Source organism: Corallococcus sp. RDP092CA, from assembly GCF_041903675.1.
Lineage (GTDB): Bacteria > Myxococcota > Myxococcia > Myxococcales > Myxococcaceae > Corallococcus.
Genome location: NZ_JAYESI010000020.1, coordinates 129,052 through 143,054 on the forward strand (window position 1 = coordinate 129,052; position 14,003 = coordinate 143,054).

General features: G+C 70.0%; 11 protein-coding genes and 1 pseudogene. 7 read left to right on the forward strand and 5 right to left on the reverse strand.

Annotation, left to right across the window (positions count from 1 at the left end):
* Positions 1-122 precede the first annotated feature (122 nt).
* Entirely contained in the window at positions 123-794 is a 672-nt protein-coding gene (locus tag U8525_RS21705; RefSeq protein WP_374268196.1) for a polyhydroxyalkanoate synthesis regulator DNA-binding domain-containing protein, read from the forward strand.
* 53 nt (positions 795-847) lie between these two features.
* On the opposite strand, the gene U8525_RS21710 is transcribed toward U8525_RS21705, so the two are convergent.
* A complete protein-coding gene (locus U8525_RS21710; protein WP_374268197.1) occupies positions 848-1,654 on the reverse strand; it encodes a ParA family protein in 807 nt (268 codons plus the stop codon).
* Positions 1,655-1,688: 34 nt separating this feature from the next.
* Positions 1,689-2,000: a hypothetical protein gene (locus U8525_RS21715; RefSeq protein ID WP_374268198.1), complete on the reverse strand. Its 312-nt coding sequence runs from the start codon at positions 1,998-2,000 to the stop codon at positions 1,689-1,691.
* A 195-nt stretch (positions 2,001-2,195) separates the two neighbouring features.
* Between U8525_RS21715 and U8525_RS21720 the strand changes: the two genes are divergently transcribed.
* The 4 genes and pseudogenes from U8525_RS21720 to U8525_RS21735 form a co-directional block, all read left to right on the forward strand.
* Entirely contained in the window at positions 2,196-3,116 is a 921-nt protein-coding gene (locus tag U8525_RS21720) for an ArsA family ATPase (RefSeq protein ID WP_374268199.1), read from the forward strand.
* Positions 3,113-4,225 carry an ArsA family ATPase gene (locus tag U8525_RS21725; protein ID WP_374268200.1) on the forward strand — a complete coding sequence of 371 codons (1,113 nt, stop codon included), beginning with the start codon at positions 3,113-3,115 and terminating at the stop codon, positions 4,223-4,225. The genes U8525_RS21720 and U8525_RS21725 overlap by 4 nt, the downstream gene beginning before the upstream one ends.
* A 218-nt stretch (positions 4,226-4,443) precedes the next feature.
* Complete coding sequence (locus tag U8525_RS21730) at positions 4,444-5,631, forward strand: tetratricopeptide repeat protein (RefSeq protein WP_374268201.1); 1,188 nt, start codon at positions 4,444-4,446, stop codon at positions 5,629-5,631.
* Between the two features lie 10 nt (positions 5,632-5,641).
* Positions 5,642-6,844, forward strand: a pseudogene (locus U8525_RS21735) (M48 family metalloprotease); the annotation flags it as partial.
* 192 nt (positions 6,845-7,036) lie between these two features.
* Here U8525_RS21735 and U8525_RS21740 read toward each other — a convergent pair.
* Both U8525_RS21740 and U8525_RS21745 read right to left on the reverse strand, forming a co-directional pair.
* Positions 7,037-7,561 (reverse strand): tetratricopeptide repeat protein, encoded by a 525-nt coding sequence (locus U8525_RS21740; RefSeq protein ID WP_374268202.1) that lies wholly within the window; start codon positions 7,559-7,561, stop codon positions 7,037-7,039.
* Between the two features lie 8 nt (positions 7,562-7,569).
* A complete protein-coding gene (locus tag U8525_RS21745; RefSeq protein WP_374268203.1) occupies positions 7,570-9,075 on the reverse strand; it encodes a hypothetical protein in 1,506 nt (501 codons plus the stop codon).
* 211 nt (positions 9,076-9,286) lie between these two features.
* Here U8525_RS21745 and ruvX point away from each other — a divergent pair, with 211 nt between their 5' ends.
* On the forward strand, positions 9,287-9,739 hold the full coding sequence (gene ruvX / locus U8525_RS21750; RefSeq protein WP_374268204.1) for a Holliday junction resolvase RuvX: 453 nt from the start codon (positions 9,287-9,289) through the stop codon (positions 9,737-9,739).
* 30 nt (positions 9,740-9,769) lie between these two features.
* Here the strand turns inward: ruvX and U8525_RS21755 are convergent, their stop codons facing one another.
* Positions 9,770-11,359 (reverse strand): ArnT family glycosyltransferase, encoded by a 1,590-nt coding sequence (locus U8525_RS21755; RefSeq protein ID WP_374268205.1) that lies wholly within the window; start codon positions 11,357-11,359, stop codon positions 9,770-9,772.
* A 569-nt stretch (positions 11,360-11,928) separates the two neighbouring features.
* Between U8525_RS21755 and U8525_RS21760 the strand changes: the two genes are divergently transcribed.
* Entirely contained in the window at positions 11,929-13,992 is a 2,064-nt protein-coding gene (locus tag U8525_RS21760; RefSeq protein WP_374268206.1) for a PrkA family serine protein kinase, read from the forward strand.
* The last annotated feature ends 11 nt before the right edge of the window (positions 13,993-14,003 follow it).

The window sequence follows — 14,003 nt, forward strand, 5'->3', positions numbered from 1 at the left end:
CGGCGAGTCGGACCCGGGCAACTTGCTCGCTTCCAACCCCTTTGATACGAGGTTCGCCCCTTTGGAAATCAAGCAGTAAACGAGTAAATGCCAAGGCGCAGCCGGGGTCGGAGACGACAGACATGAGCGAGGCCGAGCAAGCAAACGCTCCCAGCAACTCCAAGGAGCCGAAGATCATCAAGCGCTACACGAACCGGAAGCTCTACGACACCGTGGAGAGCCGGTACGTCACGCTCGATGAGATCGCCGCGATGATCAAGGAGGGCACCGAAGTGCGGATTGTCGACAACCGCACGAAGGAGGACCTGACCTCCGTCACCCTCGCGCAGATCATCTTCGAGGAGGAGAAGAAGAAGAACCAGATGCCGCTGTCGGTGCTGCGGGAGATCATCCGCCACCCTGGCGAGTCCATCTCCGGGTTCATCCAGAAGGAGGTCACGCCGCGGGTGGCGTCCATCCGCGAGGAGGCCGAGCAGCGGCTGGACAAGCTGCTGCGCCGCGAGGACGGCAGCCCGCAGGAGGCCGCCCCGGAAGCCCCCCCCGCGCCCGCACCGCAGGCGGACGCCAGCCCCGCGGGCCTCAACCCGGCGGAGCTGCTCAAGGCCAGCCAGCGCGCCTTCGAGGACTTCCAGCGCCGCATCGACGAGCGCGTGAAGCAGGTCGTGGAGAACCTGACGGGCAACCTCCCCGCCCTGGGCCGCGACATGCAGGCGCTCACGCAGCGGCTGGAGGAGCTGGAGAAGAAGCTCGACGCCGTGGAGAAGGGCGACAAGAAGGACCCCAGCGCGTCCTGAAGCCCCAGGGCCTGAACGTCGCGGCGCCCGTCGAGGAAGCGGGCGCCGCCGCTTCAGGCAACCTTCGGCCGGGTCCGCTTCCGCTTCGCCGGAGGGCCCCCGCCGTCGATCTCCGCCGCGAGGGCCTCGAGCATCCGCGCCCCCGGGCTCTGGGGTGCGTACTCCCAGATGGTCTTCCCGTGGCTCTGCGCCTCGTCCACCTTGACGCTGTAGCCCAGCGGCGTGGCGGCGAGCGCGTCGGGGAAGTACGCGCGCAGGCGCTCCAGGATGGCCGTGGCCAGCGCCGTCTTCCGGTACAGCGTGGGCACCACCTTGGTGACGCGCAGGTCGGGGCGCCCCTCCGCCTCGCCCACTTGGCGCACCGTCTCCGCCAGCTCCGCGCACCCGTCCAGCGCCAGGTACGTCAGCGCCACCGGCACCACCACTTCTGAAGCGGCCACCAGGATGTTGCGCGTGGTGAGCCCCATGGACGGAGGCGCGTCGAAGAGCACCACGTCGTAGCCCGCGGCCTCCGCCTCCCGCATGCGGTCCGCCAGCCGGTGCGCGCGCCGCGGGTCCTGCGCCACCACCACCGGGAAGTCCGCCATCTCCCTGTATGCGGGCACCACGTCCAGCCCGGGCACGCCCGTCGGGCGCACCACGGAGGCCAGGGACACCTCCGCGTCGGTGAGCAGGTGGAAGACGTTGCGCGGCAGCGTGCGCACGTCCACGCCCAAGGACTTGCCCGCATGGCCCTGGGTGTCCAGGTCCATCAGCAGCACGCGGCGGCGCCGCTGGAGCGCGAGCCACGCGGCGGTGTTCACCGCGAGCGTCGTCTTGCAGGTGCCGCCCTTCTCGTTGATGAACGCGATGCGCCGCATGGCTCCCTCCAGGGAAGCGGAAGACGCGCGCCCCTCAGGCCTTCTTCTTCGAGGACGCGTTCGACACCAGCGTGTCCACCTTGCCCTCGACGGACGCGAGCAGCTTCTCCAGGTCGTCCACCTTCGAGCGCAGCTGCTCCAGGTCCGCCGTGGACGGCAGGTTCATGGCGGACAGCGCCGTGCGCAGCGCCGCGTCCAGCGTCCCCTTCGCCGCGAGCGAGCGGGACACCAGCCCCTGCACCGCCGCCACGAACTTCTCGTTGGAGAGCAGCTGCTGCGCGAGCTTGCCCACGCGCTCCTCGCCCGTCTCCACGAGCTTCTTCATCACCGGGTTGTTCTTGAGCATGGCTTCAAAACCGTTCGGGTCCCGCCCACCGCCAGACAGGCCCAGGGCCGCCGGGACAGGCGGGACGTCAGGAAGAAAACGCCGCACTCTGGGAGCGGCCAACGCGACGTGTCAAGCGGGGCACCAATGGGGATTTCCGCTCGTGGACTCTCGTTGACTCTCCGGGGGGCCATCCCTACGGTTCGCGCGCCCTCTATGGCCGGACTGCTCGACAAACGCCTGTGGATCGTCTCTGGCAAGGGGGGCGTGGGGAAGACGACCGTCGCCGCCGCCCTGGCCCTGGCCTCGGTGCGCGCCGGCCGGCGCACCCTGGTGTGTGAAGTGAACACCCAGGAGCGCGTCAGCCGCATCCTGGAGCTGCCCGAAGCGGGGCCGGACGTGAAGCTCCTGGAAGAGAACCTCTGGGCGGTGGACGTGCGCCCCCAGGAGGCCATGCGCGAGTACGGCCTGATGGTCCTGCGCTTCGAGACCCTCTACAAGACGGTCTTCGAGAACCGGCTGGTGCGCTACTTCCTGCGCTTCATCCCGTCCCTCCAGGAGCTGGTGCTGCTGGGGAAGATCCTCTTCCACCTCCAGGAGAAGCTGCCGGACGGCCGCTGGAAGTACGACACGCTGGTGCTGGACGCGCCCGCCACCGGCCACGCCATCTCCTTCCTGAGCGTGCCGCAGGTGCTGCTGCAGACGGTGCCGCCGGGGCCCATGACGCGCGAGGCGCTGAAGATGCGCGACCTGCTGGTGGACCCCACCGTCACCGCCGCGGTGCTGGTGGCGCTGCCGGAGGAGATGCCGGTGAACGAGGCGCTGGAGCTGCACGCCGCGCTGCGAGACCGGGTGCACATCCGCACGCACGCGGCGGTGCTCAACCAGGCCTTCCCCCAGCGCTTCACGGAGGCGGACCTGGAGGCGCTCGCGGGCCACCCGGAGCTCCAGCGCGTGGCCCAGGCGCACCATGACCGCGCGTCGCAGGCGGTGCTCGCGGGCACGAAGCTGGAGCGCAACCTCCACGCGCCGGTGTACACGGTGCCCAGGTTGTTCGTGCCGCGCTTCGGACGGGACGCGGTGGAGACGGTGATGGGGCACCTGGACGCGATGGTGACCGGAGGCACGGGAGCATGACGGCGCTGCAAGCGGCGCTCGCGAACAAGCGCGTGCTCATCTGCGTGGGCTCTGGCGGCGTGGGCAAGACGACGGTGGCGGCGACGCTCGCGCTGCGCGCGGCGGTGGATGGCCGCCCCAGCATCGTGTGCACCATCGACCCGGCGAAGCGCCTGGCCAACTCCCTGGGCCTGTCCGGCCTGGGCAACACGGAGGCGGAGGTCCCCGCGTCGGTGCTGGAGCCCCTGGGCGTGAAGCCCCAGGCGGCCCTGCACGCCATGATGCTGGACATGAAGGCCACCTGGGACGACCTCATCACCCGCGTGGCCCCGCCGGAGCAGCGCGAGCGCATCTTCGCCAACCGCTTCTATCAGTCCCTCTCCACGGCCCTGGCGGGCAGCCAGGAGTACATCGCCATGGAGAAGGTCTGGGACCTGCGCCGCCGCACGGACTACGAGCTGGTGGTGCTGGACACCCCGCCCACCGCGCACGCGCTGGACTTCCTGGACGCGCCCAACCGGGTGCTGGACTTCCTGGACAACGAAGCGGCCAGGTGGCTCCTCACGCCCGCGCTGAAGGCGGGCAAGGTGGGCCTGTCCCTCTTCAACCTGGGCGGCAGCTACGTGACGCGCGCCCTGTCGCGCTTCACCGGCACGGAGATGCTCCAGGAGCTGTCCTCCTTCATGCTGACGCTCTCCTCCATGAACGAGGGCTTCCGCGAGCGCGCCCGCGGCGTGCGCGAGCTGCTGGAGGACAAGACGACGGGGTTCGTGCTGGTGACGAGCCCCAACCCGGAGCGGCTGGACGAGGCCATCCACTTCCACAAGCTGCTCCGGCAGAACCGCATGGAGATGACGGCCATCGTGGTGAACCGCGTGCACCCGCTGCCCACCCAGGCGCAGTGGGCGGACGCGGCCACGCTGACGCCCACCCGGCGCGCGAAGGTGGAGGAGACGCTGCGCGAGCTCCAGGTCCTGGCGCAGCAGGACCTGGAGGGCATGGCCCAGCTGCGCGCGGCCTGCCCGGGAACACCGCTCATCCAGGTGCCCCGCTTCGGGCTGGACGTGCACGACCTCGTCGCGCTGTGGGGCACCGGCCGCTACCTCCTGGGCGACGACGTCATCGCCTGAGCGCACCCTCCCCCACTCCGGGTGACCCGCCGGTCGCCCCGGGCATTTCCGGCGCGCGGGGGCGTTCACGCCCGGCAGGCGGCCAGGAAAGCACCGGAGGTCCGCCCGCATTAGACTGGCTGCACTGGAGCGCGCCCCCGGGAACCTGTCAGGCCCAGGGGGTGTCGAGGTCCGGGGCCGCACCGGGTGACGTGGTCGTCCGGATGGGAGTGAGCTGCATGCACGGCAGGACGCGGATGGAGGCAGCCGGAGTCGCCCGGCGGTGGCTGTGGGCGGGCGTGCTGGGCCTGGGCCTGGCGCTGACGGGCTGCCGCACCACGGGCGGGGCGACGAAGCCGGACGCCTCGGCGAACAAGCAGGTCGTGGAGTTCGACCCCGTCACGGTGACGGCGGACCTGGAGCTGGACAAGCTCAACGACGAGGAGCTCTTCGCGGGCGGCACCTCCGCCTTCGCCGCCAACGACTTCAAGCAGGCGGCGCGCTACTTCGGCCGGCTCGCGGACTTCCATCCCAACAGCCCGCACCGCCGGCAGGCCCTCTACAACGCGGGGCTCGCGCACCAGCGCCTCAAGGAGTGGGACGACGCCTACGGGCGCTTCTCCGACCTGGCGGAGCCGGAGAAGGGCCAGGGCGACGCGCTGGACGCGTCCTTCCGCGTGGCGGAGACGCTCTACCACCTGGAGCGCTACGAGGAGGCGGTGAAGCTGTTGGCCACCCTGGCCGCGCGCGAGGACCTGCCCGCGGGCCGTCGCATCGAGGCCCAGGTGCAGCAGGGCATCTGCCAGGTGGAGGCCGGCCGCACCGACGACGCGGAAGGGACGCTGCGCAAGGCGCTGGCCGCGTATGACGCCCTGCCGGACAAGGCGGAGGTGGAGGACTACTTCCCCGCGCAGGCGCACTTCTTCGTGGGGGAGATCTACCGGCTGCACTACGAGGCCGTGAAGCTGGAGGCCAGCCGGGGCAGCGACGGGCTGGCGCAGGACCTCAACTACAAGGCGGAGCTGCTCCTGTCCGCGCAGGGCCACTACCTGCGCTCCATCCGCGTGGGCAACGGCTACTGGGCCACCGCCGCGGGCGCGCAGATTGGCGCCCTGTACGAGAACCTCTACGAGCACATGGTGAACTCGCCCACGCCCCCGGAGCTCAACGCCGAGGAGGCGGAGGTCTACCGCCAGGAGCTGCGCAAGAAGATCCGCGTGCTGCTCACCAAGTCCATCAACATCTACGAGCGCACGCTGGAGGCCGCCGAGCGCATCGGCTCCCAGAACGCCTTCGTGGACCGCACCCGCCAGAGCCTGGAGAAGGTGAAGTCGCTGCTGCTCGCGGACGCGGACAGCGGCGACCCGGAGTCGGAGGAGGTCTCCGTGCCCATGCCCGCCTCCAACGCGGGCGCGAAGCGCCGCTGAAGCGCGCCCCAAGGCCATGGAACCGCTCTTCACCCCGGAGCAGCTCGCCGACATCCACGCCTACCACCAGCCCTATTACATCCGCGCGGCGGTGGAGCCCCTGACGCGGCTGGCCCTGTCGGCGCTCATCCTGGCCGTGCTCGTGCGGCCCGTGTACCGGGGGGCCGCGGCCGCGGCGGCGGCGCTGGAGCGCAGGTTCGGCCAGCGCCTGCGCACGGCCCCGGTGAGCCGCGCCGCGTTCAGCGCCATGGACCGGCTGTGGGGCGAGCCCGGCTGGGGCACCGCGCTCCTCTTCGCGCTCTTCATCGACCTGGCCACCCAGGTGCTCTACGCCCCCGCGAACGTGTACTTCTTCTACGTGCTGGAGCACCGGCACGGCCTCTCCAACGACACGCCCGCCACCTTCGCGTGGACGTGGTTCAAGGGCGGCCTCGTGGGCGCCATCGCCTTGACGGCGCTCGTGGTGGGGCTGTACGGCCTGGCCCGCCGCGTGCGCCGCTGGTGGCTGGTGCTGGGCGTGCCCGTGGCCCTGCTGATGCTGGTGTCCTCCGCCCTGGACCCGTACCGCGCCCGCCTCTACTTCGACCAGACGCCCCTGCCGGAGGGGCCGCTGCGCTCGCGCATCACCGCGCTGATGCGCAAGGCGGACATCACCTTCTCCAACGTGGTGGTGGAGAAGACGTCCGTGACGTCCAAGCGCATCCAGGCGTACTTCGCCGGCCAGGGCCCCACGCGCACCATCGTCCTCAACGACGTCATCCTGAAGGAGCTCGGCGAGGAGGAAATCCTGGCCGCGGTGGCGCACGAGGCGGGCCACGTGAACGAGCCCCGCTGGCCCGGCCGCATCGCGTCCGCGCTGGCGGTGGTGGCCCTGCTCTTCCTCATCGACCAGCTGCTGCGCCTCTCCGCCCGCCGGGGCTGGTGGGGCGTCCAGCGCGCGGGCGACATCCGCACCCTGCCGATGGTGTCGCTGGTGGTCTTCGTCCTCATCCTGCTCACGGCCCCCGTGTCCGGGGCGCTCTCCCGCCAGCGCGAGCGCGAGGCGGACCGCTACGGCCTGGACCTCACCGGCGACCCCGGTGCCTTCCGCCGCATGCTGGTGAAGGCCGCCCGGGTGAACAAGATGGACCCCGAGCCCCCCCGCTGGGTCGTCCTCAAGGGCATGAGCCACCCCCCCATCGGGGAGCGGCTCGCCGCGCTCGACGCGCCCTGAGCGCCTCTCAAGAAGCCGCCGGTGGATGGGCCTCCACTCCATTCCCCCTCGCCATCCAGGCCCACCCTCCGGCGGCCGCCCCCGGACCGCTCCCCAACTGTCCGGCGGCACAACCGTCTTGAGACAGCTCCCCCTTCAAGCCTTCTCGCGCGGCGCCCCGCGTTCCTGACGGCGGGCCGCGCACACGAAGCGCTACGTCGTCGGAGCGCCCTCCTTCAGCCTCTCCACCGCCACCAGGGTGATGGCCCTCACCAGGGACTTCGCGCGGCGCCCCGCGGACGTCTCTCCGTGCGGATCCACCTCCACCGCGTTGGCGATGTCCGTGAAGCCCTGCCGCTCGCCCCGGCGCAGGTACAGCTCGCCCCGGCCCGTCAGCGCCACGGGGTTGCGCGGGTCCCTCGAGAGCGCGTGCGTGTACTCGGTGAGCGCGTCGTCCACCCTGCCGAGCTTCTGGTACACCGTGCCCAGCGCCGCGTGCGCCGCCGAGTCCTTCGGGTTCCCCTCCACGAGCCCCTCGAAGAGGATGCGCGCCTCCTCCAGCCGGCCCGCCGCCGCCAGGTCACAGCCCACCTGCGCGATGGCCTTCGCCTCCTCGAAGGTCATCCCCTCCACCTCCGCCCAGGTCGTCTCCCCCCGCGCGAACGCCTTCAGCCTGCGCGCCGTTCCGGTCTCCATCGTCAGCCCCTCGCCGCCTTCGTGCTTGATGATGCGTCCCATGGCGGCCCTCACGCGCTGCGCAGGTTGGAGATGGCCGTCTTCGCCATCTCGTTGAACTTCGACGACATGTTGCTCATCAGGTCGAACATCGCCTTGCGCTTCTCCATCAGCGTCTGAAGCCGCAGCTCCAGCTCCTGCATGCTCGTGTCCAGCTTCGCGCCGCGCGCCTTGTCCGAGTCGCTGGTGCCCAGCGAGGCGCGCTCCTCGCGGGCGCTGGCCATCTCGTTCATCACGTCCAGCAGCTCGTCGTCGGTGTCCTCGGTGATGCCCATGAGCAGGGCCTGCACCTTCTGCTCGATGCTCATGTTCGGGTTGTCCACGATGTCCCGCGCCCGCGAGCCGCCCGTGCTCCGCCCGCTGCCGCTCGCCGGCGCCGCCACCGCGCCCAGCGCCGCGTCCAGGTCCTGCCAGTTGGTGACGCCATCCCGGCCGCCGCTGGCCGCCATCTCCAGGCGGTGCCAGTACTCCGGGTGGTCCGTGAAGAACTGCGCGGCGCGCTTGAGCGTGGAGGACGCCGCCGGGCTGCCCAGCACCGCCTCCAGGTCCGCCATCGTCAGCTTGCCGTCCTTCGTCCCGTTCGCCGTGTCGAAGGTGTCCCAGTTCTCGTCCAGCACCCTGAGCGCGTCGGCGTACTCCGCCAGGTCCGGATCCGCCGCCCCCGAGCCGCCATGGCCCCCCGGCCGCCCCGTGCCCCCGGTGCTCCCCCCGCCCTGCCCCGGCCGGCCCGACGCGCCCCCGTCCGTGCTCCCCCCACCGCTGCCCGGCCGCCCCGCCCCGCTCCCCGGCCCCGAACCCCCGCCGGGGATGGGCGGCGCGCAGTCCAGCGGCGGGGGCGCGCAGTCCGAGGTCGAGGGAGCAGGCCGGCCCTGCCGCTCCGGGCGCCCGTACTTCGCGAACTCCGCAGCCAGCCGCTTGGACTCCTGCTGGAGCCCCATCAGGTCGAAGCGGTCGTCGTTGAGGACCGGCATCTTCAGCCCCAGCAGGCTCTTCTTCGCCGTGTCCACCTGCTCGAAGAAGGTCCGGTTGTCGACCAGGAACCTCGCCGCGTCCCGGAGCGAGGGCGACACGCTCCGGTCCTGCGAGATGCGCTGGAGGTCCGCGTGCGACAGCGTGCCGTCCTTCTTGCCGTCCAGCAGGTCCAGGTAGCCGAAGTTCGCCTCCAGCGTGCGCAGCGAGTCCGCGTAGTCCAGCAGCTTGGGGTCCAGCGGGCTGCGGCTCCCGGACGTCCCCCCCGTCTTCTGCGACGCGGAGCCGCCGTAGTAGCCCGCGCCCGCCCTCGCGGCGTCCTGGGGCGCGCAGTACTCCGTCTTCGCGGACGGGTTCTTCTTCAGCTCATCCGCCACGCCCAGCGCGCCGCTGGCCGCCATCATCACGTTGCCGCTCATCACCCCCGCGGCCGTCTTGATGGAGTTCGTGAGGACCGGGGGAAGCCCCAGGGCGTCCCCCGCCAGGTCGGTCACGGCGGCCATGGGGCCGCCCAGCAGGTTCGCCACGCCTTTCAGGATGTCGAGCATCAGCACTCCCGCGCGACGGGTTGAAGTGGGTGCTGCCAGGTGCCGCGCGCCGTCTCTTCGGACGCGGGCAGCCATTGCAGCGGCGGTGCCGGGCGCGCCGGCGCGCGGGGCGAGTCGAAACGCGGGGTTGGCCGACGATGCCCTCCGTCCGCGTCCCCGCTCACGGACGGGGCGGTCCGTCGCGGAGGATTGCGGCTAGAGTCCCGCGCCCATGCGCACCTTCGGGCTCGACTACGGCACCAAGACCATCGGGGTGGCCGTCTCGGATGGACTGGGGCTCACCGCCCAGACGGTCACCACCGTGCGGCGCACGTCGCTCAAGGCGGACCTGGCGGAGCTGTCCCGGCTGGTGAAGGAGCACGAGGTGACGCGCTTCGTCCTGGGGCTGCCCCTCAACATGAACGGCTCGGAGGGGCCCCGCGCGGAGGCCACGCGAAAGTTCGCCGAGGTGCTGGAGGGCGCGCTCGGGCTGCCCGTGGAGCTGTGGGACGAGCGCCTGTCCACCGTGGCCGCCCAGCGCACCCTGCTGGAGGCGGACGTGCGCCGGGAGAAGCGGCGGGAGGTGATTGATCAGCTCGCCGCGCAGTTCATCCTGCAGGGCTGGCTGGACGCGCACCGCCCCGCGGACACCGGCTACGACGACGACTACGACCCGGAGGGCTGAGCCCCCCTCCGGGAGGCGCCTGACGACGCGCTACGGCTGGCGCCGGTACACGTGCAGCGGCGCGGAGAAGCCGTCCTGCTCCTGGTACGTCACGCCGTCGAGCGTCAGCGTGCGCCCCTCCAGCTTCACGCCCGGGTCCTTCACCAGGTTGCCCTGGTCGAAGCGCACCAGCACCTCCGGGCGCGCGTCCCGCATGCGCTCGCGGAAGGTGTCCCAGCGCACGCGCGCCATGCGCAGCTCCGGCAGCGTGGAGAAGAAGGCCACCTGCAGGTCCATGTAGCGCGGGTCGTCGTCGATGGCCGCCGCGCCGCCCTTCGCCGCCACCTCCTCCTTGAGGTAGCGCGCCACCTGCATCACCGCCACGGGGTTCGTGGACGTGGGGCTCACCGGGCGCAGCGAGTCGTGCAGCCCGCCCTCCGTGCGGAAGGTGTAGATGCCCAGCGCCACCGGCATCACCACCGCCAGCACCGCGCTCACGCCCACCACCGCGCGGCGCGCACGGTCACCGCGCGCTCCCACCACCGCCTCCAGGCCCGGCGCCATGAACACGGGCAGCAGCACCAGCTGCGTCACCGTGAAGCGGGCCAGCGGCACGAAGCTCAAGAGCACCGCCGCGCGCAGCGTGAAGTACAGCGCGGGCAGCACCGCCATCACCACCAGCCAGCGCGTCTCCGGGTGCTTCTTCCATGCGCGCACCATGCCCACCCCGCCCAGCAGCGCCACGCCAGGCGTCAGCGTGAAGAGCGCCACCGCGGGCCAGAACCCCAGCTGCTGCAGCCGCCAGCCAATCGGCCCTCCCGCCCCACCGGAGTCCACCACCCACTGCTTGTGGAAGCTCTCCACGGCGTTGATGGGGAAGAACGGGTCTCCGTGCGCCAGCTCGTTGCCCTGCATCCACAGCAGCGGGAACGGCAGGCACACCAGGCCGAAGCCCACCGCGCGCGTCAGCGACGCCACCCGGTCCTCGCTGCTGAACACCAGCGCCAGGCTGATCAGCGGGATGTACAGCCACGCGTCGTAGCGCAGCGCGCACGCGAAGTTCAGCAGCACCGCGCCCCAGAACAGCGGCTGGAAGCGGTTCTCCTCCACCCCTTCCGCCACCAGCGCGAACACCGCCAGCATGAAGAAGAGCGACACCGCCTCGCTGCCCGCCGTGGTGGAGAACTGCAGGTGCATGCCCCACGCGCTGAAGGCCAGCCCCGCGGCCACTCCCGCGCGCCAGCCGAACAGCCGCCGCGTCAGCGCGAACAGCGGCACCACCGACAGCACGCCGAACACCAGGCTCACCAGGCGGCCCGCCACGTCGCGCTCGAAGACCGACAGCACCGCGCCCACCAGGTACACGTGCAGTGGGCCGAACTGGAACGTCCCGTCCTTGTAGGACGTGATGAGGTGCGGCGCGGCCAGCCACCGCTCCGCCAGCTCCGTGCGCACCACCGCGTCCCCGAAGAGGTTCTCGTTGATGAAGAACACCCCCAGCCGGGGGAGCAGCGCCGCCAGGAGCAGCAGCCCCACCAACCACCGGGTGGAGGGCTCGGGCCGGGGCGCGGGCACCGCGGACAGGCCGGGCACGGCGGCGGGAGGGGACACAAGGGCGGCGGGACTCGAAGCGGGGACCATGGCGCGCGCGAGGATACGCAGGCAGGGCTCAAAGCCAAGCCAGCGTCCTGCCCCCCTGCCCGGCGGCCGCCCGGCTGCCTTGCCCTCCAGGCACCACTTCCCCGGGCACCGCGCGATCCGCGCCGTTACGCACCGTTGCAGGCGGGGTGGAACCGGTGCGCCGGCCGTCACGCCGACATGTGGAGCGGACACGGACGCCACCCCACAGTGAGGGCACGCCCGGGCGGGCGTCCCCAGCGAGGGCCCAAGCGTCGGGAAGTGCGCGCTTGCGCCCGACGGGACCAGACACATCGCACCGGGGGGGCTCCTCCCGAGGCGGGTCCGGGTCCTTATAATCAGGTTGCCTTTTCACCCCGTGGAGGAGGGGCGGCCTTCCCTCCGACACGAGCCGAACGCGCGGTCCCACTCCGCGGCGGGGTCCCGAAGGGGCTGAAGCATCGCGATTGTCGTCGCCTGGGACCTCTTCGGAGTGGGTGTGGAATGGCCTTCCTGCCCTCCAGGTTCACCATGCTGGCCCCCCGGAAGCACGCGAGCGTTCGCGTCCTCCTGTGAGGCTACGAGGGAGAGACATGAAGGACGCTGAGAAGGGCTCGTGGGTCTCCAGAATCGCCGCGTTCCAGGACGTGAAGACCTACGCGGAACTCAACTGGGAGGGCTCTTTCGAGGACTACCTCGAAATCGTCCGGAAGAACCCCAAGGTCACCCGCACCGCCTTCCAGAGGATCTACGACATGATCCTCAGCCACGGGAAGTCGGAGTACATCGACAACAAGAAGAAGCTGACCCGCTACCACTTCTTCAGTGACGAGCGCTTCGGCGGCCGGGACGCCATCTTCGGCCTGGACGTGCCGCTGATGAAGCTGGTGAACGTCTTCAAGTCCGCCGCCCAGGGCTACGGCACGGAGAAGCGCGTCATCCTCCTGCACGGGCCCGTGGGCTCGTCCAAGTCCACCATCGCCCGCCTGCTCAAGAAGGGCATGGAGGAGTACTCGAAGACGCCCGAGGGCGCCGCGTACACCTTCTCCTGGCTCACCGACAAGAAGCAGCCGGACGGCACGGTGACCCAGGAGAAGATGAAGTGCCCGATGAACGAGGAGCCCCTCAACCTCATCCCCCGGGAGTGGCGCCCGCGCATCTTCTCCGAGCTGTCCCCGCCGGAGTCCGGCTACACCATCCCGGACGGCTGCGAGCTGTGCCCCGCCTGCCGCTTCGTCTTCAAGGAGCTGATGACCCAGTACGGCGGCGACTTCGCCAAGGTCATGAACCACGTCCACGTCAACCGGCTCATCTTCAGTGAGAAGGACCGCGTGGGCATTGGCACCTTCCAGCCCAAGGACGAGAAGAACCAGGACTCCACCGAGCTCACCGGCGACATCAACTACCGGAAGATCGCCGAGTACGGCTCGGACTCCGACCCGCGCGCCTTCAACTTCGACGGCGAGTTCAACATCGCCAACCGCGGCGTCATCGAGTTCGTCGAGGTGCTCAAGCTGGACGTCGCGTTCCTCTACGACCTGCTCGGCGCGTCGCAGGAGCACAAGATCAAGCCGAAGAAGTTCCCGCAGACGGACATCGACGAGGTCATCATCGGGCACACCAACGAGCCCGAGTACAAGAAGCTCGAGAACAACGAGTTCATGGAGGCCCTGCGCGACCGCACGGTGAAGATCGACATCCCGTACATCACCAAGCTGGCCGAGGAGGTGAAGATCTACGAGAAGGACTTCAACTCGCGCGCCATCAAGGGCAAGCACATCGCGCCGCACACGCTGGAGATGGCCGCCATGTGGGCCGTCCTCACGCGCCTGGAGGAGCCCAAAAAGCACAACCTGTCGCTGCTCCAGAAGCTCAAGCTCTACAACGGCAAGACGCTCCCCAACTTCACCGAGGACAACATCAAGGAGCTGCGCAAGGAGTCCGTGCGCGAGGGCCTGGAGGGCATCAGCGCCCGCTACATCCAGGACAAGATCTCCAACGCCCTGGTGAGCGACAAGGGCGAGGGCTGCATCAACCCCTTCATGGTGCTCAACGAGCTGGAGGCGGGCCTCAAGACGCACTCGCTCATCAACACCGAGGACGCGCGCAAGCGGATGAAGGAGCTGCTCACCACGGTGAAGCAGGAGTACGAGGACATCGTCAAGAACGAGGTCCAGCGCGCCATCAGCGCCGACGAGGACGCCATCGGCAAGCTGTGCGGCAACTACATCGACAACATCAAGGCCTTCACCCAGAAGGAGAAGGTCCGCAACAAGTACACCGGCATCTACGAGGTGCCGGACGAGCGCCTGATGCGGTCGATTGAAGAGAAGATCGACATCCCCGAGAGCCGCAAGGACGACTTCCGCGGGGAGATCATGAACTACATCGGCGCGCTCGCGGTGGAGGGCAAGACCTTCAACTACCGGACCAACGAGCGGCTGCACAAGGCGCTGGAGCTGAAGCTGTTCGAGGACCAGAAGGACAGCATCAAGCTCAAGAACCTGGTGTCGTCCGTCGTGGACAAGGAGACCCAGGAGAAGATCGACCTGGTGAAGGACCGGATGATGAAGAACTACGGGTACTGCGAGATCTGCTCCACGGACGTGCTGAACTTCGTGGCCAGCATCTTCGCCCGCGGTGACGCCAAGGAGTAACGCGATAGCGC

Bases quoted from the DNA above. Each gene is read 5' to 3' on its own strand.
- U8525_RS21755 (WP_374268205.1), bottom strand. From the start codon at position 11,359: ATGGTCCCCGCTTCGAGTCCCGCCGCCCTTGTGTCCCCTCCCGCCGCC.
- ruvX (WP_374268204.1), top strand. From the start codon at position 9,287: ATGCGCACCTTCGGGCTCGACTACGGCACCAAGACCATCGGGGTGGCC.
- U8525_RS21730 (WP_374268201.1), top strand. From the start codon at position 4,444: ATGCACGGCAGGACGCGGATGGAGGCAGCCGGAGTCGCCCGGCGGTGG.
- U8525_RS21740 (WP_374268202.1), bottom strand. From the start codon at position 7,561: ATGGGACGCATCATCAAGCACGAAGGCGGCGAGGGGCTGACGATGGAG.
- U8525_RS21725 (WP_374268200.1), top strand. From the start codon at position 3,113: ATGACGGCGCTGCAAGCGGCGCTCGCGAACAAGCGCGTGCTCATCTGC.
- U8525_RS21715 (WP_374268198.1), bottom strand. From the start codon at position 2,000: ATGCTCAAGAACAACCCGGTGATGAAGAAGCTCGTGGAGACGGGCGAG.
- U8525_RS21745 (WP_374268203.1), bottom strand. From the start codon at position 9,075: ATGCTCGACATCCTGAAAGGCGTGGCGAACCTGCTGGGCGGCCCCATG.
- U8525_RS21720 (WP_374268199.1), top strand. From the start codon at position 2,196: ATGGCCGGACTGCTCGACAAACGCCTGTGGATCGTCTCTGGCAAGGGG.
- U8525_RS21710 (WP_374268197.1), bottom strand. From the start codon at position 1,654: ATGCGGCGCATCGCGTTCATCAACGAGAAGGGCGGCACCTGCAAGACG.
- U8525_RS21760 (WP_374268206.1), top strand. From the start codon at position 11,929: ATGAAGGACGCTGAGAAGGGCTCGTGGGTCTCCAGAATCGCCGCGTTC.
- U8525_RS21705 (WP_374268196.1), top strand. From the start codon at position 123: ATGAGCGAGGCCGAGCAAGCAAACGCTCCCAGCAACTCCAAGGAGCCG.